Annotated in this window: 16 protein-coding genes and 4 pseudogenes; 15 read left to right on the top strand and 5 right to left on the bottom strand. The window is 56.3% G+C overall.

The features are described from left to right. Positions 1–2,447: efflux RND transporter permease subunit (locus JCM15764_RS18410; protein WP_054698304.1), on the top strand; the 2,447-nt coding region annotated here is incomplete at its 5' end. Between the two features lie 73 nt (positions 2,448–2,520). Continuing rightward, the gene (locus JCM15764_RS25095; RefSeq protein WP_243689394.1) at positions 2,521–2,874 is read left to right on the top strand and encodes a hypothetical protein; all 354 of its coding nucleotides are present in this window, start codon (positions 2,521–2,523) and stop codon (positions 2,872–2,874) included. A gap of 96 nt (positions 2,875–2,970) precedes the next feature. Here the strand turns inward: JCM15764_RS25095 and JCM15764_RS25100 are convergent, their stop codons facing one another. From JCM15764_RS25100 to JCM15764_RS18430, 4 genes and pseudogenes are all read right to left on the bottom strand, one after another. Continuing rightward, complete coding sequence (locus tag JCM15764_RS25100; RefSeq protein ID WP_012647563.1) at positions 2,971–3,102, bottom strand: carboxymuconolactone decarboxylase family protein; 132 nt, start codon at positions 3,100–3,102, stop codon at positions 2,971–2,973. Positions 3,103–3,162: 60 nt separating this feature from the next. After that, positions 3,163–3,450, bottom strand: a complete 288-nt coding sequence (gene hgcB, locus JCM15764_RS18420) for a mercury methylation ferredoxin HgcB (protein ID WP_054698307.1) — start codon at positions 3,448–3,450, stop codon at positions 3,163–3,165. A 36-nt stretch (positions 3,451–3,486) separates the two neighbouring features. Then, positions 3,487–4,627: pseudogene (hgcA, locus tag JCM15764_RS27255) on the bottom strand (mercury methylation corrinoid protein HgcA). 16 nt (positions 4,628–4,643) lie between these two features. Next, positions 4,644–4,985: a MarR family winged helix-turn-helix transcriptional regulator gene (locus tag JCM15764_RS18430; RefSeq protein ID WP_243689397.1), complete on the bottom strand. Its 342-nt coding sequence runs from the start codon at positions 4,983–4,985 to the stop codon at positions 4,644–4,646. Between the two features lie 266 nt (positions 4,986–5,251). On the opposite strand from JCM15764_RS18430, the gene JCM15764_RS18435 reads away from it, so the two are divergent. The 4 genes from JCM15764_RS18435 (at position 5,252) to JCM15764_RS18445 (ending at position 6,987) form a co-directional block, all read left to right on the top strand. Beyond that, entirely contained in the window at positions 5,252–5,716 is a 465-nt protein-coding gene (locus JCM15764_RS18435) for a C-GCAxxG-C-C family (seleno)protein (RefSeq protein ID WP_054698309.1), read from the top strand. Beyond that, positions 5,703–5,873, top strand: a complete 171-nt coding sequence (locus JCM15764_RS25110) for a hypothetical protein (RefSeq protein WP_243689398.1) — start codon at positions 5,703–5,705, stop codon at positions 5,871–5,873. The genes JCM15764_RS18435 and JCM15764_RS25110 overlap by 14 nt, the downstream gene beginning before the upstream one ends. Positions 5,874–5,959: 86 nt before the next feature. Next, positions 5,960–6,307, top strand: coding sequence for a hypothetical protein (locus JCM15764_RS18440; protein WP_054698311.1), 348 nt, complete (start codon positions 5,960–5,962; stop codon positions 6,305–6,307). Then, positions 6,304–6,987 (top strand): hypothetical protein, encoded by a 684-nt coding sequence (locus JCM15764_RS18445; protein ID WP_054698313.1) that lies wholly within the window; start codon positions 6,304–6,306, stop codon positions 6,985–6,987. Before JCM15764_RS18440 ends, JCM15764_RS18445 begins: the two co-directional genes overlap by 4 nt. A 58-nt stretch (positions 6,988–7,045) precedes the next feature. Here the strand turns inward: JCM15764_RS18445 and JCM15764_RS18450 are convergent. Further along, positions 7,046–8,333, bottom strand: a pseudogene (locus JCM15764_RS18450) (homocysteine synthase). A 641-nt stretch (positions 8,334–8,974) separates the two neighbouring features. On the opposite strand from JCM15764_RS18450, the gene JCM15764_RS18460 reads away from it, so the two are divergent. The 9 genes and pseudogenes from JCM15764_RS18460 (at position 8,975) to JCM15764_RS18505 (ending at position 18,430) form a co-directional block, all read left to right on the top strand. Beyond that, positions 8,975–9,712 (top strand): ABC transporter permease, encoded by a 738-nt coding sequence (locus JCM15764_RS18460; protein WP_243689399.1) that lies wholly within the window; start codon positions 8,975–8,977, stop codon positions 9,710–9,712. A gap of 37 nt (positions 9,713–9,749) precedes the next feature. Continuing rightward, positions 9,750–10,541 carry an ABC transporter permease gene (locus JCM15764_RS18465; protein WP_054698319.1) on the top strand — a complete coding sequence of 264 codons (792 nt, stop codon included), beginning with the start codon at positions 9,750–9,752 and terminating at the stop codon, positions 10,539–10,541. After that, entirely contained in the window at positions 10,534–11,979 is a 1,446-nt protein-coding gene (locus tag JCM15764_RS18470) for a nitrogenase component 1 (protein WP_243689400.1), read from the top strand. The genes JCM15764_RS18465 and JCM15764_RS18470 overlap by 8 nt, the downstream gene beginning before the upstream one ends. Positions 11,980–12,480: 501 nt before the next feature. Continuing rightward, positions 12,481–12,828: an ATP-binding cassette domain-containing protein gene (locus JCM15764_RS30275; RefSeq protein ID WP_279384550.1), complete on the top strand. Its 348-nt coding sequence runs from the start codon at positions 12,481–12,483 to the stop codon at positions 12,826–12,828. Positions 12,829–13,323: 495 nt separating this feature from the next. Continuing rightward, positions 13,324–14,148 (top strand): ABC transporter permease, encoded by an 825-nt coding sequence (locus JCM15764_RS18480; RefSeq protein ID WP_054698321.1) that lies wholly within the window; start codon positions 13,324–13,326, stop codon positions 14,146–14,148. A gap of 28 nt (positions 14,149–14,176) precedes the next feature. After that, a pseudogene (locus tag JCM15764_RS18485) lies at positions 14,177–14,964 on the top strand (ABC transporter permease). 711 nt (positions 14,965–15,675) lie between these two features. Then, the gene (locus tag JCM15764_RS18495) at positions 15,676–16,734 is read left to right on the top strand and encodes a transporter (RefSeq protein ID WP_054698325.1); all 1,059 of its coding nucleotides are present in this window, start codon (positions 15,676–15,678) and stop codon (positions 16,732–16,734) included. 154 nt (positions 16,735–16,888) lie between these two features. Continuing rightward, positions 16,889–17,308 carry a NifB/NifX family molybdenum-iron cluster-binding protein gene (locus JCM15764_RS18500; RefSeq protein ID WP_054698328.1) on the top strand — a complete coding sequence of 140 codons (420 nt, stop codon included), beginning with the start codon at positions 16,889–16,891 and terminating at the stop codon, positions 17,306–17,308. A gap of 61 nt (positions 17,309–17,369) precedes the next feature. Beyond that, positions 17,370–18,430: pseudogene (locus tag JCM15764_RS18505) on the top strand (uroporphyrinogen decarboxylase family protein). The last annotated feature ends 46 nt before the right edge of the window (positions 18,431–18,476 follow it).

The raw sequence follows: 18,476 nt of genomic DNA on the forward strand, positions 1-18,476 counted from the left end.
GTCGGCGGATTGTGGTCATGCGCTCCGGTGAAAATGCCAAGGCGGTGATCGGCCGGGTCAAGGCCAAGCTGGAAGACCTGAAAAAGGGGCTGCCCGAAGGGGTATCCGTTGTCACCGCTTACGACAGGAGCAGCCTCATCGACCGGGCCATGGATACCCTCAAGCATGCCCTGATCGAGGAAATCCTGCTGGTCACCCTGGTACATATCCTTTTCCTCTGGCATTTCCGCTCCATCCTGATCGTTACGGCGCCGCTTCCCCTGGCGGTGCTCGCCTCGTTCATCGGCATGTACTATACGGGGATCAACTCCAACATCATGAGCCTCGGGGGGATTGCCATCGCCATCGGCGTACTGGTGGATGCCGGGATCGTCATGAACGAGAACGTCATCCGCCATGCCGGCCAGTGGGGGCCGGGGTACGAGAAGCATATCCTTTCCATCACCGAGAAGGCCGCCCACCAGGTGGGCCGCCCCATTTTCTTCGCCATGGCGATCATCATCCTCGCCTTCGTCCCGGTCTTCGCCCTGACCGGGATGGAAGGAAAGATGTTCCATCCCCTGGCGTCCACCAAGACCTTTGCCATGGTCGGCTCGTCCATTCTGGCGGTTACCCTCGTGCCGGTGCTCTGCTCGCTGCTGGTCAGGGGGAGGCTGCACCGTGAGGACGAGAACCGGTTGATGAAGGCACTGGTGAAAGGCTACAAGCCGGTGCTGACGTGGGCGCTTTCCCACCGCAAAATGACCCTCGGCAGCGCCGCTCTACTGTTCGTCTTTGCCCTGTTTCTTGCCTCCCGCATCGGCACAGAGTTCATGCCCCCCTTGGACGAGGGGAGCCTCCTGTTCATGCCGGTGACCCAGCCCAATATCTCCATCGGCGAGGCCAAGCGGCTGGCAATGGCCCAGGACCGGATAATCAAGGGGACGCCGGAAGTGGAGTACGTCCTGGGGAAGGTGGGGCGGGCGGATACGGCCACCGATCCTTCACCCCTCTCCATGTTCGAGACGATCATCCTCCTGAAATCGCGTGATAGGTGGCGTCCGGGGATGACGACGGAAAAGCTGGTGGGGGAGCTGAACGAAAAGCTGCAGATTCCCGGGGTGGCCAATGGCTGGACCATGCCGATCATCAACCGGATCAACATGCTTTCCACCGGCGTCCGTACCGATCTGGGGCTGAAGATCTTCGGCAGCGACCAGGAAACCCTGGCGCGACTCTCCCTGCAGGCGGCGGAACTGATCAAAAAGATTCCCGGCGCTGCGGATGTGGCCGCGGAGCGGACCCAGGCCGGGGATTACCTGGAAATAGAGGTGGACCGGGAAGCGGCGGCGCGGCATGGATTAAACCCGGCAACGGTCAACGAGACCATCGAGACGGCACTGGGAGGGATGGTCGTTACCAATACCATCGAGGGGCGCGAGCGCTACCCGGTGCGGGTCAGATTCATGCGTGACCACCGCCAGGAACTGGAATCCATCCGGCGGCTGCAGATTCCCCGGGCAGCCTCAGCTTCGCGGCAGGGTGCAGTCCCGCTGGCCACCGCTGCATATCAGCCGGGAGAACCGGGTGACGCCATGTCCCCGGCAGCCATGACCACCCCGTATCCCCAGGGAACGGCGCCTTCCATGGGAGTGATGGCCGACGGCCCGGTGGGGGGACAGGTGCAGCTGGGGCAGGTGACCAGGATCTCCTATGCCCCGGCTCCATCCATGATCAATACGGAAAACAGCTTCCTGCGGTCGGTGGTTTTTCTCAACGTCCGCGGCCGCGACATGGGGAGCTTCGTGGACGAGGCGAAGGATGTCCTGGCCGGGAACCTCAAGCTTCCGCCGGGATATTCCATGGAATGGTCCGGGCAGTACGAGAACCAGCTCCGGGCAAAGCGCACCCTGCAACTGGTGGTGCCCCTGGTGCTCCTCATCATTTTCGTGCTGCTGGTCATGGTCTACCGGTCGATGAAAGAAGCGCTCCATGTGCTTCTGACCGTTCCCTTCGCCCTGACCGGCGGCGTCTATCTCCTCTATTGCACCGGCTACAACTTTTCCGTTGCCGTCTGGGTCGGATTCATCGCCCTCTTCGGCACGGCCGTGCAGACGGGGGTTGTCATGGTCATCTACCTGGAGGAGGCGGTGGAACGGGTGAAGCAGCGGGATGGCCGGCTGACCAGGGATAACCTGCACGAAGCGGTCCTGGCGGGGGCGCTTTTGCGGCTGCGGCCCAAGTTGATGACCGTCACCACCATCGTCGTCGGCCTGGTACCCATCTTCTGGAGCAGCCGCACCGGGGCCGAGGTGATGAAGCCTCTGGCAACGCCGGTCCTGGGGGGGATGGTCTCCTCGTTGCTTCATGTTCTCATCGTTACGCCGGTGATCTTTGCCTGGCTGCGGGAGAGGGAGCTGGCGCAGCTGGAGGAAAGCGCCAGGGTGGGAAAGGCGGAGGGCATCTGAGGGTTTGTGCTGTCATGAAAGGGGGGATAGTTATCAACGGTAAGGTGGTAGTTGCAGTGGCCATGGCGCTTGCATGGCAGCGGCCATGGAGGCGCAGGGAGCACTGAACGGCAAGACGCTGTTGGAGTCGAGATGCACCTCTTGTCACGAGGTGAAAACGGTCATTGCCATGAAAAAAACGCGGCGGCAGTGGCATGGCGTTATCGTCGACATGAGAAGAACTGGTGCAAAGGTGAGTGATGCTGAAGCAACGGCAAGTCAACTACCTTTCGAAACCGGTGAAATAGATCAGGTGGAGGTTGTGGCGGGCGGCTCGGTCCCGGCGCTGCCCGCCATAACTTCCCAGTGCAGGAACGTCTTCAGCAGGAGCAGGATGCTTTTCCCTCCTTGCGCGAGCGCTTTTCCGCCTCCCGCAATTGTGCATTGATCCGGCCGCCGATACGGCCATGACCACCGCCTGAACGGCGCCGATTTCCTGGTCGGTGATTCCCTGTTCCTTGGTCACGCCAAGGTAGTACTCGATTCAGGGGGAGCAGCCAAGGGCCATTGCCGTTCCCAGGTGGATGAGAAGCGTGGTCTTCGGATCGAGGATGTCGTTGTTGCGGGCCGAGTAATAAAAATCGGCGTATTTTTTCTGGTGTTGTTCGGAAAGCATGATTCCTCCTTGAGGTATGGGTGATGGTGGTCGTTAGTGTGAACTAACCCGCACGGGACACTAGCAACAGCCGCTGCCGCCGAGACGGATATTGTGGTCCTTGAGCCATTCGTTGATGATCCCGCTGGCGCAGCCTACCCCGGCATCGACCCGGATGGCAGCGGTCGGGCAGTTCCTTTGGCAGGCTCCGCATTCCATGCAGGCATCCCGGTCGGCAAGGCGCGCCCTTTTGTCCGCAAGGGTGAAGACCTGATGGGGACAGACCTCCAGGCATCTGCCGCAGCCGATGCAGGCGGATTCGTTCAGCTCCAGGGTGGTGGCATTTTGCAGGTATCTGAAACCTTTCATGGTCTTCTCCTTTACAACAACCTGTTGATAATAGGGTTAAACAAATCTACCTGCCACAAACAGCAGGACACCCAGGGCAACGGCTCCTCCATGAGCGGCAGGGCGCGGCCCATCTCCCGTTTCACTCCGGTGCGGGAGGTATAGGTGGAGCAGCCGGTGAAATTGAGGGCGTAGAAGGCGGAAACGGCGGGAAGCGCCAGGAAGGCACCGATAGTTGCCGGCAGGCTCCAGGTGGCACCTTTTCCGGCAAAGTACCACAGGATGCACCACAGCACACCCGTTACGGTTCCCTTGATGGAAAAGCTTTTTCCCGGAAGCCAGGGGAGCAGAAGCGGTGCGGCCACTAGGCCGGCCAGTGTTGCCCCAAGGTAGGCGATTGCTGCCTGTAAACCGCTGGTGGCGCCGCCGAAAAGGGTGCCGCAGAGAAACAGGCAGAGGATGATGACGCGGTCGGCGCCAGGGAGTGCATTACTTCCACAGGTACCAGCACCAGCCTCTCGTAAGTGGAGAAGGTCAGCTCGCCCATGTCGGGGGTCGTCACCTGGCCGTTATCCAGGAATCGCGGCAGGTCCGAGGCCCTGATGGTTGCATAGACAATGGAAAAACCGGTTCGCTGGGCCACCTGGTGTGCCGCAACCCCTGGGGCTCCCAGGATCGGCAGCAGCAGCCGGCGATGGGTCACGATACGTGCCAGCCCGGTCATCTCCAGGCGGTGCACCAGCTCTTCGGTGCCGAAAGTGCCTTTTCCCGCCGCGCACCAGACATTGATGCCGTGGGTTTCCAGCACCAGAAGCCAGACATTGCGCCCGGCCAATTGGTGGCGGACGATGTCGAAGCTCATCTTGTAGTTGGCGGTCACCACCACCTGATCCGAGCCGGTGGGCCGGCCGATGGCGTACAGCCCTGGCGGGACCAGGTAGGACATCCTGCCGATTCCCCAGCGGGCCTTCCACCTGCCGATCAGGTCATGGAAACCAAGATGGGATGAAACCTGCGCCACCTTCCCGGCCTGGGTCTCAAGCCAGCCGGTGAATCCGGGAACCGCCTCGTCAATAATCCCGCCGCCGGCGGGGGGACGAGGACCTCAGCAGGGGGGCTTGGCCGTTTCACCGGCCGGGGTTCCGCATCCAGCCGAAGGGGCATTTATTTCCCCATACGTCTTTAACTGTTCGCTCATGTAGTGCTCCTTAGTTTTACTTGCAACATGCAACTTCTTTTTCTGCGGTTATGGTACAGCAACTGCCTGCTTTCGCCACCGCCTCGTTCAGTAGGGCAAGGGACCGGATGACGCTTTCCCGCTCGAAGGGGGACATGAACGAAAATATCTGCTCTATTTTGCCGGCCATGTACCGGTCGATCTGGTCCAAGACCCGTTCACCTTCGGACGTCAGTCGAAGGAGGTTCACCCGCCGGTCTTCAGGGGAGACCTGTCTTATGAGAAGCTTTCTCCCTTCCAGTGTTCTGATCTGCCGGCTGAAGGTGGTGAGGTCGACGCCCAGCTCATCGGCCACCTGCACCATGGCGGGGTTGCCCACCTGCGGATCTCGAAGAGAATATGGCTCTGTACCAGCGACACCTGTTCGCCGCAGCAGCTTTCACAGCAGGAGGCGTTCAAAAGGCCGAAGCGGCGCGTAAACAACTGTAGGTTTTCTCTGAGTGACTCCATGCTTCCTCCAGAAAGTAAGATAAGATTAAGTGTAATTATTGCAATATGCAAGTAATTTTTGAAAAAATTTTCTTGCGGTAAGATACTGACCCGTTTGTCTTTAAAACAGAGGTCATAATATTAAAGGAGATATTTATGAACGACCCGGTTACACATTCCCTGGAACTGTTTCGCAACGGCCTGTTTTGCTCGGAGGCGATAGTGCAGGCATTCAATGAGGACCTCCAGCTCGGCCTCGATGGGGCGGCCGTGCGCATTGCCACGGTGTTCGGCGCCGGTTTCGGCGGGGCGAAATGCAGTTGCGGCTCCCTTACCGGCGCGCTGGTGGTGCTTGGAGCGGTGCGGGGCCGGACCACGGCAGATGAGTCCGTGGATCTTCTTTTCTCCCAGGCGGCCGAGCTGCACGATACCTTCCGCAAGAGATTCGGCCAGGTATGCTGCCGATGGCTCACCCGTGAGCAGGAATGGGGAGCGCCTGAACACCATGCCTACTGTGAACGGTTCGTGCAGGGAGCTGGGGAAATTTTGCTTGATATTCTCAAGGGCCGGGACGAGCAGCTGACCACGGAAAGGGGAGGAGAGGGCCATGAAGATCATTGACGGAAAACGATTCAAAGCCGTTGTCTGCCACCATTGCCCACTCTGCAGGCATGCGCGGAAAAAGCCCGATTCGTTCATCGGGCGGATCATTCACCAGCGCCATGCCGAAGACTGTCCGTCGTGGCAAGCTGAGCAGGATCTCTATGGGAAGGAGTGAGCGCTGAATTCCATCGGAACGCGGAGAGTCTTTCGCTGTTTTGATGCACATTCGGACGCTGCTATTAATGGGCAAAAGGAAAACAGATGAAAAATACAGTCGAATACCCAGTCTCCAGGCGGGCCGATAGCCGGTCGAAGGCAATTTGGTATGTTCTCCCGGCCTTGGTGCTCCCTTTCCTGCTGCAGCCGGTTACGGGATTCTCCGAGGAGCTGCCGCGGGATACGGGTTACCTGTTTGCGCTGGCTGTTGCCGACAAACCGACCGTCCATGGGGTCGGCGAACGGATCAGGATTGCAAAAGGCTGGAACCTGACCGGATCGCTGAGTTTAACGGCGTGCATGAGGCGGTATCCTTTCCGGGCGATACCGACCCTGATGCCGACGATTTTAAAGAAGAAGCTTATGGTCAGCTTCGGGCCGAGATCCGCATGACTTTTGCCGAGTTGTCCTCGGTCAGAGCCCGGATCGAAGTGATTAAACAGAGCCTGGAGTTGCTGCGGCGCATGGTGCTTACCTCCACCGGTCTCTATGGCGAGGGAAAACTGGACCAGGGCCAGGCTCTGCAGGCACAGCTGGAATGGGAAAAACTGGTGGGCAATCTGCAATTCCTGGAGAAACGGGAGAAAATTTACAGCATTCGCATGAATGTTCTGACCGGCGCCCCTACGGAGAACTCGGTGCCCATCCTTCAACCACTGCAGGAGTATCGGCCGGATTTCGACAGCAGGACCATGATGGAATCGTACAGGTCCCGTCGTTTCCTGGAATTGTTTCAGCAATTGATACGGCAGGAAACTCAGCCCACAGGTGAAGGCTTGCATGGGAGTGATTCCCTGGATGTGGAAGCCGATGCATTCATCACTGTGGTCAGAATTTCTTTGGAAAGCCTTTACCAGCAGGCTCGACGCTATCGTACATCAATTATTCCAAAGGCTGAACTGGCTCATTCCATAAGACTCGAACTTTACAAAAATGGAAAGCAAGATTTCTCCTCGCTGATAGAAGGGCTTCTATACCTTTGCGAGATGCGGAGTGAATACCAGGCCCTGCTTGGAGAGGCCCATGGTTTGAAGGCCCGGGTGGAATATCTGACAGGTGTCGTTATAGATTGAGAATGCAACCGGGGTGTTCCCGGTTGCATCTCTGGTCGAATGGAATAAACAGCTGCATTCAGACAGCTGCCAGGGCCTGATCCAGATCGGCTATCAGGTCGTTTACGTTTTCTATGCCGACAGAAAGGCGTATGAAGTCCGGGGTTACACCGGCGGAGAGTTGTTCTTCCGGTGACAGCTGCTGGTGGGTGGTTGATGCCGGATGGATGACCAGGGATTTGGCATCGCCGATATTGGCCAGCAGTGAGTGCAACTTCAGCGCGTCAATAAACTTCTTGCCGTCCTCGATGCTTCCCCCTTTGATGCCGAACCCTACCATGGCTCCGAACAACCCGCGTGTATGATACTTACTGGCAATTTTGTATGACTGATTGTCGGGAAGGCCGGGATAGTTCACCCAGGCTACCTTGGTGATTTTTAAGGAATTGGGCTACAGCCAGGGCGTTTGTGCTGTGACGTTCCATTCTCAGATGCAGGGTCTCAAGACCCAGCAGGAAAAGGAATGAATTAAACGGGGAAACAGCCGGCCCCACGTCGCGCAGTAGGTGTACCCGCACCTTGATAATAAAGGCAATGTTGCCGAGGGCCTGCCAGAAATTAATCCCGTGGTAGGATGGGTCCGGTTCCGAAAGCTCAGGGAATTTTCCGTTGCCCCAGTTGAAGCTGCCGCCATCCACAATGACACCGCCAATGGATGTGCCATGGCCGCCGATAAACTTGGTGGCTGAATGGACAACGATATCGGCGCCGTGTTTCAGTGGCTGTACCAGATAGGGTGAGGGCATCGTGTTGTCGATGATCAACGGGAGGCCGTTTTCATGGGCGATTGCCGCTACCTTTTCGATATCAAGGGTGTCGAGCTTGGGGTTGCCGACAGTTTCGCCATATATCAGTCTTGTTTTAGGAGTGATTGCCTTGCGGAAATTCTCCGGGTCTGCAGGATCCACGAATCTGACCGTAATGCCCATCTGCGGAAGTGTGTAGTGAAACAGATTATAGGTGCCGCCGTAGAGGCTGGTGGCTGATACGATCTCATCACCGGCGTGGGCCAGAGTCAAAATGGCCAGAGTTATGGCCGATTGACCGGATGCCACTGCCAATGCGGCGACGCCACCTTCCAGTGCTGCTACTCTCTGCTCGAAAACATCGCTGGTCGGGTTCATTATCCGGGTGTAAATGTTGCCGAATTCCTGCAATCCGAACAACCGTGCCGCATGATCGGAATCATTGAAAACAAATGAAGTGGTCTGGTAGATGGGTACTGCCCGTGCGTTGGTTGCGGAGTCAGGTTTTTGCCCTGCATGCAAGGCCAGGGTTTCCGCCTGGTAGTTGATCTGGTCGCTCATAAAATAACCTCTCTCTTTGATTTTTTAGCCACTGGGTTAGTGGCGCCACATGCTCAGTTATCCCTGTGTCTATTGAATTTGAAAAAAAGAAAGAGGCCGGAAAATCCCTTTAAAGATTTTTCCGACCTCCAGTTGTCTGGGCAGTCAGCATGATTGTCGCCAATTTATCAGGGGGGGCTGTTACCGTCAAGCAAAAATATACAAAAACTATCGACTAAATATAAAATGCTTGACAGCAAGTCATTTTTTCGTTATCAATCTATTTAAAAGATAGACTAAAAAGTTTAGTTCTTCAGGAGCCCACTGGATAAACCGGAGGCGGGGATTTTTTCCTTGGCCTCTTTTTTTTTCGGCAGCAGGGAAGGGGAATCATGGCGGCAACTTGCTCGGCACCGGCGAGCGCTACCTTTCCACACCGCTTTTTCGAGATTCAGGTCATGGGCAAGCGGCATCGGTGAAACTTGGGCAGCGAAAGGGGGACCATGTATGAGTGATACGCAAACTGAAAAAACCGGCAATTATCTTTTTCCTCGAAAAAGGAGATCGGGTGGGTTGAAAAGGTATCGCAACGTGCAATTGATGAGGCAAATGGACAAAAGGTAACCGGTATTCTTTCCTGGCTGGCTGTTCTCAACAACCGGTTGCTGGATTACTATGCCGGGGTTGCCCTGCTGGTTTTGTGGGAGCTTGCACCGCGCCTGAAATGGGTTGATTCCAAGTTCATTCCTGCGCCCACGGCCATAATTGCAGAAGGCGCCAAGCTGGCTTCTTCGGGAGAACTGCTGGTTCATATTGCCATCAGTCTGCAGCGGACCTTGCAGGGTCTGTTCTTTGCCCTGATTGTCGCCATCCCGCTGGGTTTTATCCTCGCCGGATGGTTCCCGCGGCTAACTCGCTTTCTCGGGCCACTGCTCAGACTGCTGGGCGAGATCAATGCATTTTCCCTCTTTCCGCTGTTTGTCCTGTTCTTCGGCATTGGCGAGCTGGCCAAATTCAGCATCATCTTCTGGTCCTGCCTCTGGCCGATACTGTTTACTACCATTGCGGGGGTCAGGGGAGTGGACCCTCTTTTCGTCAAGCTGGCCCGCTCCATGGGAAGCGGGCGGCTGCTCCTCTTCTTCAAGGTGCTGCTGCCGGGAGCCCTCCCTTACATTTTTACCGGAATTCGGCTGGGGGCTACGGTCGCCTTCCTCATGCTGATAGCTGCTGAAATGATCGGAGCCAGCACCGGCCTGGGCTGGCTGATCCACAACTCCAATGTCAACTTCATCATGCCCCGCCTCTATCTGGGAGCGGTACTCATTGCCCTCCTGGGAATGGCGCTCGATTATGGGATTCGTTGGCTGGAGTTACGAGTGGTCCGTTGGAAGGAAGCATGAGGTCTTAGTCTGGAAAGCCTGAAAGGAGATCATCATCATGAGCGAAAATACGGGAAAACATTCTCTGTGGTCCTGGTCCAACTGGTTCAACCGCAGTTCAGTTCTTATCTTCTTTGTCGCCTGGGAGCTTGTGCCCCGCGCCGGCGGGTTGCTGGAGACCTTCATCGCTCCACCGTCGGTGGTGCTGAAGACTCTCTGGGAGATATTCAACAGCGGCCAATTGCTTGGACACGTGGGCGTAAGTCTAAGCCGTACTGCTTCAGGCTTCCTTGCCGCGTCGCTGGTAGCCATTCCCTTGGGTTTTTTGCTGGGGGGGAGTTTCAGGACATTGGAGCGCCTCATTAATCCCGTACTTCGTTTCTTCGGCCAGTTGAATCCTTTTTCTCTATTTCCTCTGTTCATCATGCTCTTCGGTATCGGCGAACTTTCAAAAGGGGCGATGATCTTCTGGGTCTGCATCTGGCCGATACTGTTCAATACCATCAACGGGGTCAAGGAGATAGATCCACTACTGATCAAGTCCGCCCGTTCAATGGGGACCGGGATCGTTACCCTGTTTTTCAAGGTCATTCTCCCGGCGGCGGCCCCCGGCATTTTCCTCGGCTTGAAAATGGGCTCTGGTACCGCATTCTTCATGCTGATTGCCGCCGAGATGATCGGTGCCAGCCGCGGTCTTGGCTGGCTGGTCTGGAATGCCCAGATAAACTTTCAGATTCCGCAACTGTTCGCCGCCACCGTCACCATCTCCGTGTTGGGACTGGCGTTGAACGGCATTTTTGCAATCATTGAAAAGGCTCTGCTGGGATGGAAGCAGCATTCCCATGCCTGATCCGGTCCGGCCCACAATGGAGCCGGGAGGCGAAAGTCACTTTGAAGAACAGTCCAATCCACTGCACCATACGAAGAAGAAGGGGTATAGGATGGGTATCGTTACACCACTGAAAACAAAAGATAAACCTTCCTACCCCTGGAATGTTGAAGCACCCCGCTTCTCCTGCGCACCGGGTGGGGTCTATATGGCGACTCTTGCCACCTTTGGCGCCGTGCCCATACTGCATTCGGGGGCAGGCTGCGGCATGTTCCGGAAATCAGGACAGGATCTTGCCGGCGGTCTCAATGGCGCCGGTCCCAACGGCAAGATCGGCACCCCTTGTTCCTGCATGGTGGACGAAGAACATGCGTTGTCCGGCGAGGAAAAACTGCGTGATTTGGTCCGGACCACAGCCGGCCTGGCCTGCGGCGACCTCTATACAGTCATTTCCGGCTGTGTGCCGGCGCTTGTCGGCGACGATGCGGGAGTCGCAGCCAGGGAATTCCGTGGTACCGCGCAGGTCATCCACGTGAATACCTCCGGCTTTGCCGGCAACTCTTACATGGGATACGAGCAGTATTTGGAAGCGGTGATAGACCAGTTGCTTGCGCCGCAGCCAGTGGTAAGAAAGCGCGTCAATCTGCTGGGTATAGTCCCGTACCAGCACGTGTTCTGGAAGGGGAACCTGCAGGTAATCAAGGATCTGCTTGGGCAGATAGGTGTGCAGGCAAACATGATCTTCATTGAAAATGATGGTCTTGAGGCGTTGAAAAGTATTCCTTCGGCAGAGCTGAACCTGGTCTTTTCCGCTTGGTCAGGTGTGAGCACAGCCCGGAAGTTGGAAGAAAAATTCGGCACTCCCCATGTGGTCATCCCGTCGGTGCCGGTTGGGCCGAAAGACACCTCTACCTTTCTCCGCTTTCTCGCTCGCCGGTTGCAACTTAGACGTACCAGAGTTGAAAAAGTCATCGCCGCTGAGGAACATCGGGCCTACCGTTTTGCCGAAAATATTGCCGACATCGCCATGATGGCGCTTCCCCATGCCTGTACCGCCATTGTCGCTGATACCGGTACGGCCATCGGGCTCACCAGGTACGGGAGCAATGAACTGGGATGGCTTCCGAAAGTGGTCGTTATAACCGATGATCCTCCGGAAGAATTCCGGGCCGATATTATTCGTCACCTGACAGAAGGGCTTGAGAGCGCTGTCAAGCCAGAAGTGCATTTCGAGATCGATCCCCACAAGATCCGCCTGCTTTTGCGGGAACATACCCTGCAGCTTGTCCTGGCCAGCTCACTTGAAAAGCATATTGCAACCGATGAACTGAATGCCATGCAGGTGAGCGTTGCTTTTCCCGCCCATGACCGGCTGATCGCCGATCGTTCCTATGCCGGGTATCGGGGCGGGTTGGCGTTGATGGAAGATGTAGCATACAAATACGGTGGGCCTTTATAGGAGAACGCCGGCTTTTGCGCCAGGGCTGCGTAAGTCTACGGCTTCCCTTGTGCGACGTAGCTTCCGCTACGCCTCCGCGGAAATCCTTGACAGCCTTGCCCTGACACAAAATCCAGCGTTCTGCAGCATTGGTGGTTATTCCACTAAAAAACTTAATCCAGGAGCTTACTATGGGAACAATTACAGATACTTTCTATCAGGAATCACCAGATGCCAAGATCGTCGTCAGGGACATCAACCGGGTCTTTTACCTGAAACGGACCAGGACAGAAGGGGCAAGGGAATTATCGCCCTCAAGGACATCAATCTGGAAGTGCAGAAAGGTGAGTTTCTGGTGCTGGTCGGGCCTTCCGGCTGCGGTAAGTCGACCCTCTTGGACATCCTCGCCGGGCTTGCCCAGCCCACCTCCGGCGCGTCTACATCGACGGCAAACAGGTTAGCGGTCCGGCCCTGGATCGAGGCATCGTTCTTCAGGGTTATGCACTGTTCCCGTGGCGGACCGTGCGCCAGAACGTTGAGTTCGGCCTGGAGATCAAGAAGGTTGCCAAAGTTGAGCGCAAGGCGATCAGCGACCATTTCATCAGCCTGGTTGGCCTGGATGGCTTTGCCGACCGCTATCCCCACGAACTGTCTGGCGGCATGAAGCAGCGGGTGGCCATCGCCAGGGCACTGGCCTATGATCCCGAGGTGCTGCTCATGGACGAACCCTTTGCCGCAGTCGATGCCCAAACCCGTGAGAGCCTGCAGGATGAACTCCTGCGCATCTGGAGGAGACGAAAAAAACTATCGTCTTCGTCACCCACAGTATTGAAGAAGCGGCCTTTCTCGGCGACCGGGTGGCTGTTTTGACTGCCAATCCCGGCACCCTGCGGAGATCGTCAAGATCGACTGCCCAGACCGCGGCACAACAGCGACATTCGTTCTTCCGCCGAGTTCGGGTGGGTCAGGCACAAAATCTGGGAGCTGTTGCAGAACCATCAGCCCGAGATAAGAGTCCCTGCCGACAGCCGCCCGGTGGCCGATATCATTTCGCCATCGGCATCGCTTTGAAACTTTAATTCCCCCTCCCGTTATGGGGGATGGCAATCGTCGCGTGTTCACTCCCCAACCCTCCCCCATCAAGGGGAGGGAGAAAAACAGATGGCACGCCACATTAATTCTTGAAGCATTTACTGATTCATTAGGTAATCCCATGCCGGTCATTCCTGAAAACTTACAACGATTTCTTATCCGTTCATCGGGCGTGATCACGTTTCTCCTGCTCTGGGAGATTGGGCCCCGGCTGGGCTGGTTGATCCGGAGTTCCTTCCCTCCTTTTCGACGGTCCTGATTGAGATAGGAAAGTTGTTCAACGACGGCACGTTAAAGGTTCATCTGCTGGTGAGCATCTGGCGCGCCACCACCGGACTGCTGCTGGCCCTGGCTATGGGTTTGCCTCTCGGCCTCCTGCTGGGTCGACATCAACGGCATCCGGCAGAGGCTATCGAGCCTTTATTACGGGTCCTGAGCCAGGTAAATCCCTTTACCCTGCTGCCGGTCTTTATTTTGTTCTTCGGCATCGGTGAGATGGCCAAGGTTGCGGTTGTCGCCTGGGTCTGTCTCTGGCCGGTTCTTTTTTACACCATTACCGCCAGCAGGCATGTGGAGGCGATCCAGATAAAGACGGCAGCTTCCATGGGTATTTCCACCATGGACATGATGCTGAAGGTCATTGTTCCCGGAGCGCTGCCCACTATTTTTGTCGGCATAAGGATCGGCGCCTGTTTGACCTTCTATATTCTGGTGGCAGCGGAGATGCTGGGCGCCAGCGCCGGACTCGGCTGGCTGGTGCACAATTCCGCCATGAATTACCTGATTCCCCGCATCTATGCAGGAGCCACCTTTATCGTCGTGCTGGGTTTTCTCCTGAATCGCTTCCTCCTTTACCTGGAACGAGCCCTTTTTTCCTGGCAGTCCGATACCCTCATGCTGTTCGGTTCTGCCGCTCCCCCGGCAGCCTTGCGCCCCGGAAAGGGTCTGGTAGCTGCCTTTACCGGTGCTCTGGTCCTGATCGCTCTCCTGGGTGGAATTCAAGTGCAGAAAATCAACAGGGAGGCGGCTACCGTCAGTGACGGACCACATTCCCATCACTCGGAGACAGGGGGGCACAATGGACACAGTGGATTCTGAGAGAGGGCATCAAAGTAGCCTATGTTTAATGAGAATAACTGTCGCAGCCCTGGCGCTTTTTGCCTGGGAATTGCTGCCCCGTCTGGAAGTGATAGATCCCCAGTTCGTCCCGCCACTGTCCAGTGTGCTGGTGACCATAAGGGGATTGCTGGAAAACGGGGACCTGTTGACGCACACGCTGGTCAGCCTGCAACGTGCGTTCAGTGGCCTGCTGGCTGCAACCCTGATCGGACTGCCGCTTGGCTTGGTTCTCGGGGGATGGTTTCCTCGCCTGCAGCAGGCTCTTGAGCCGTTGATGGAGCTTTTTGCCCAGGCGAACCCTGTCATACTGGCCCATATCATCATCTTCTTTCTTGGGATCGGGGAAGTGGCGAAGATCTTCACCATCTGCTGGCTCTGCATCTGGCCCATTACCTTCAGCACCATTGCCGGCATCCGGAATGTGGATCCACAGCTGATGAAGGCGGCACGATCCCTGGGACTCGGGCGGTGGCAACTTTTTTTGCACGTCGCGCTTCCTGCCTCGCTCCCTCCTTCTTTACCGGTTTGAGGCTGGCCGCCGGGTATGCGTTCCTGATGCTTATCGCTTCGGAAATGATGGGTGCAAGTAATGGGTTGGGGTGGCTGGTGATGCAGAGCCAGGAAAACTACCATATACAACGAATTTTTGCCGGGGCAACGACCATAACTGCCCTGGCGGTGATCACAGACCTGCTGTTGAAGTTGCTGGAAAAAAGGACTTTGGTCTGGACAGATACTGGTAGCGGCTGGCTGAAACCTCAAGGCCTGGGAATTCCCGTAGGGGAGCAAAGGTAAGGCAAAAAAAATGGTGATGGCAGCAAAGAAAGCAAATACCAGTGAACCAGGTGAAGGAGCGCCATGAGCCGCCCTTCCTTTCGCCACGCCTCCGCTTTGCTCCTCGTCATCCTCTATGGATTGATGGTAATGACCCCCCTTGTTCCTTTTGCCCTGCATTCGCAAGCCCTTGCACATGCCCTGGCAGGAGAATGCTCCGGCGACTGCAGGGTCTGTGGCTGTGAAACTGAACGAAGCGCCAATCATACCTGTTGCTGTTGGCAGAAGAAAGGCCGGATGGTTTCACTGGACAACGACTGCCGCACCAGGCACGATCAGCGCGAAAAGACAGTAACACCGGTTCTGTCCTGTACATCCCCCTGTGGCAAACAAAAACAGGCGCTCATATTCGGATGGGAAAAATGTGAGCAGCCTCCCTCTGATTTTGTCCGAAATGCAGTGTTCCATTGTCTTATGGAACTTGCCTCTCACCCTTGCGGTCATCCGCCTTTACGCTACCTGAATCCTCCTGATCCGCCACCAAAACTCCTGCATCTTTCCTGATTGTCAAAACTGGATCTTCCGCTGTGTGCATCGATCTGCACATGCCAGGGGAATCCCCCGGAAAGCGGAAATGACGGACATGCAATTGACGTGGGCGAGCGGCCTTTCTGCGTTATCGGCCTCTCAGGCTGAAATGCACCCGTTCGCCCAGATTTACAGGAGAGATACATGAGAGAAAAAATTCTGATAATTACCCTGGTGATGCTGTTGAGTTGTTGTGGAACAGAAGCGGCTGACTTGTTGGAAAACACGTCTCACCATGCCCATGGGGGCAATGGTACCCGGTTACTCTTCAACCCGGCCTTCGGCGAGGACATCTACCATACCCATTCTGCCGGAGCGTGGATGGTCAACTACAGAGACCTGCATACGAACCAGAAAGGGCTTGGTGCCGGATCATCCTCTGTTGCCGTCGAGCAGGTTATTCCCATGAATTCACCCTATGGCTACATGATGACCCCTACCGAAATGTCCATGGATATGCACATGCTGATGGTCATGTACGGAGTTAATGACCGCTTTACGTTGATGGGCATGGGAACGTACCAGGACAATCGCATGGACATGCTCATGGATATGGGGATGGGAATGGGGCAGAAAGTAATGTCCATGAGGACGAGCGGTATCGGCGACACGGAACTGCGCGGCATTTATAATGTGGGAGGCGGGATCGCAGCCAGCCTGGGATTAACCATCCCCACCGGGGATATTGATCAGGAATTCGAGACCATGGGCATGAAATTCCGGGCGCCTTACGACATGCAACTGGGTTCAGGCAGCTTCGATCTTGAACCGGTGCTGGCCTACTCGGCACTGACCGATGACGGGCTGTGGAACTGGGGTGGGCAGGTCTCCTATATCTGGCACACCAATGAAAATAATAATGGTTATCGCCTGGGAGACACCTTCAAGGCCACAAGTTGGGTGCAACGGGCACTGGGACCGGTGGCAGGCTGGTTGCGCCTTGCCTTCAACCATACCGGGCGCATCAAAGGCCGGGATGGCGAGATCGAGAAGCTTCTTGACACTACCATGGGGGCTCCGACTCCGGATGCTGTTGCTGACAACTATGGCGGGCGGCGATTGGATGGGTTTGTCGGCGTGAGTTACAACCAGGGTCCTTTCAGTGTGGGGGTGGAAGGAGGCCTTCCCCTTTACCAGTACGTGAACGGCCTGCAGTTAAAAAATGACTGGTATATTAATGCCGGGATTCAATTCACGCTTTGAAGGGGAATAACTTCTTGACAGAGTGCGGGAAATGGGATACAAAACTACAAAATCTATAGACTAAAAACGCCAACCGGAAAACCGGAGGTTTCCTTGCACTTGCTGCGGAACCTCCGGTTTTTTGTTGTCCATGCCTTTTATCAAGGAGGTATTCATGATACGCGTTGCCGTGGCATCGTCCGATGGTGAATCAATCGATGAACATTTCGGAAAGACAAGTCAGTTCATCATCTATGAGGTGGAGGATGACGGAAATTACCGGCAGGTTGAGAAACGGGAGGTACTTCCCGGTTGCAGCAATGCCGAGACCAGTGTCCATGGCCCAGGGGGTACGACTGACCGGCTTGGTGATGTACAGGCGGTCTTTGCCGTCCAGATAGGCCCGGGCGCCGCTGCCGCACTGCAGGAAAAAGGTGTCAGGGCTTTCAATCTCAAAGGCTCTGTCCACAAGGCTCTTACTGCCTATGGAAAACGGTACAAGCTGCTGGATGCAAAGGTCGCCGGCTTGACCCAGGGATGCGGATCGGGCGGCGGTTGCGGGTGCGGTGGCTCCGGCGGCAATTCTTGCCGGTAGCATACCACCAATCGATCACCAGAAAGGAAACGACATGTCCACCGCACCAGTTAAAGAAACAATGACATCCAGGGAACGGACCATTGCTGCACTTACCGGCCAGCCCTATGACCGGATTCCGGTCAATCTGCTCATCAGCGACCATGGGGCAAGGGTCATCGGCGTTACCGTCGGCGAATACAACAATTCCGCCAGTCTCATGGCCCAAGGGCAGGTTGCGGCCTGGCGCCGCTACGGAGCCGATAATGTCAATACCGGCCCCGGACTTACCGGTATTGCCGAGGCCATCGGCAGCAAACTCGCCTACCCCGACTCAACCCCTTACGTGGCCGACTATGTGGTCAAGGAAGAAGCCGATCTAGACCGGCTCAAGGTCCCAGATCCCGAGCGGGACGGCCGGTTACCTCTTTTCCTGGAGGCAGCGACCATAGTTCTCAAGGAAGTTGGGGACCAGGTGCCCCTTAATATGACCACTTCCGGTCCTTTTACCACCGCCACCAGCATCCGTGGCACGGAGAATTTCCTGCGCGATCTTCACAAGAACCCCCAATTCGCCCATCGGCTGCTGCGCCTGTCCAGCGACAGCATCATTCGTTTTGCGGCTGCGGCAATCAAGGTGGGGGCTCGCATCGGTCTGGCTGACCCGACAGCTTCAGGGACGATGATCAGTCCCCGTCAGTTCCGCGAATTCGCCCAACCCTATCTGCAGGAAGTAGTCACAGCCATTGCCGCCATCGCCGGCGCGGCTCCTTCGCTGCATATCTGCGGCAATACCAGCAAGATCTGGCCGGAAATGACTGCCACCGGCGTCTCGGTATTAAGCTGGATGACGCCGTCGATCTGGTCGAGGCAAAGACGCTGGTGGGGGACAAGGTTGCTTTGCTGGGCAACATCCGCCCGACCGCTGTCATGTACCTGGGCAAGCCGGACGATGTGCGGGAAAATGCACGGGAGTGCCTGGCAAAGGGCTGGGACAACCCCAAGGGCTATATACTTGGCCTGGGCTGTGGACTTCCCATCGACACGCCGCCGGAAAATATCCATGCCCTGGTGGGCGCGGCGAGGGAATATGGTCGCTGGCCCCTTGATCCGTCGCGGTTTTCCTTGAGTAACGCAGCATGATCATGGATCGGACCATTTTGCCGGTACCGGTGTAATTAACCAGAAT

This window comes from Geotalea toluenoxydans JCM 15764 (genome assembly GCF_001311985.1).
Lineage (GTDB): Bacteria > Desulfobacterota > Desulfuromonadia > Geobacterales > Geobacteraceae > Geotalea > Geotalea toluenoxydans.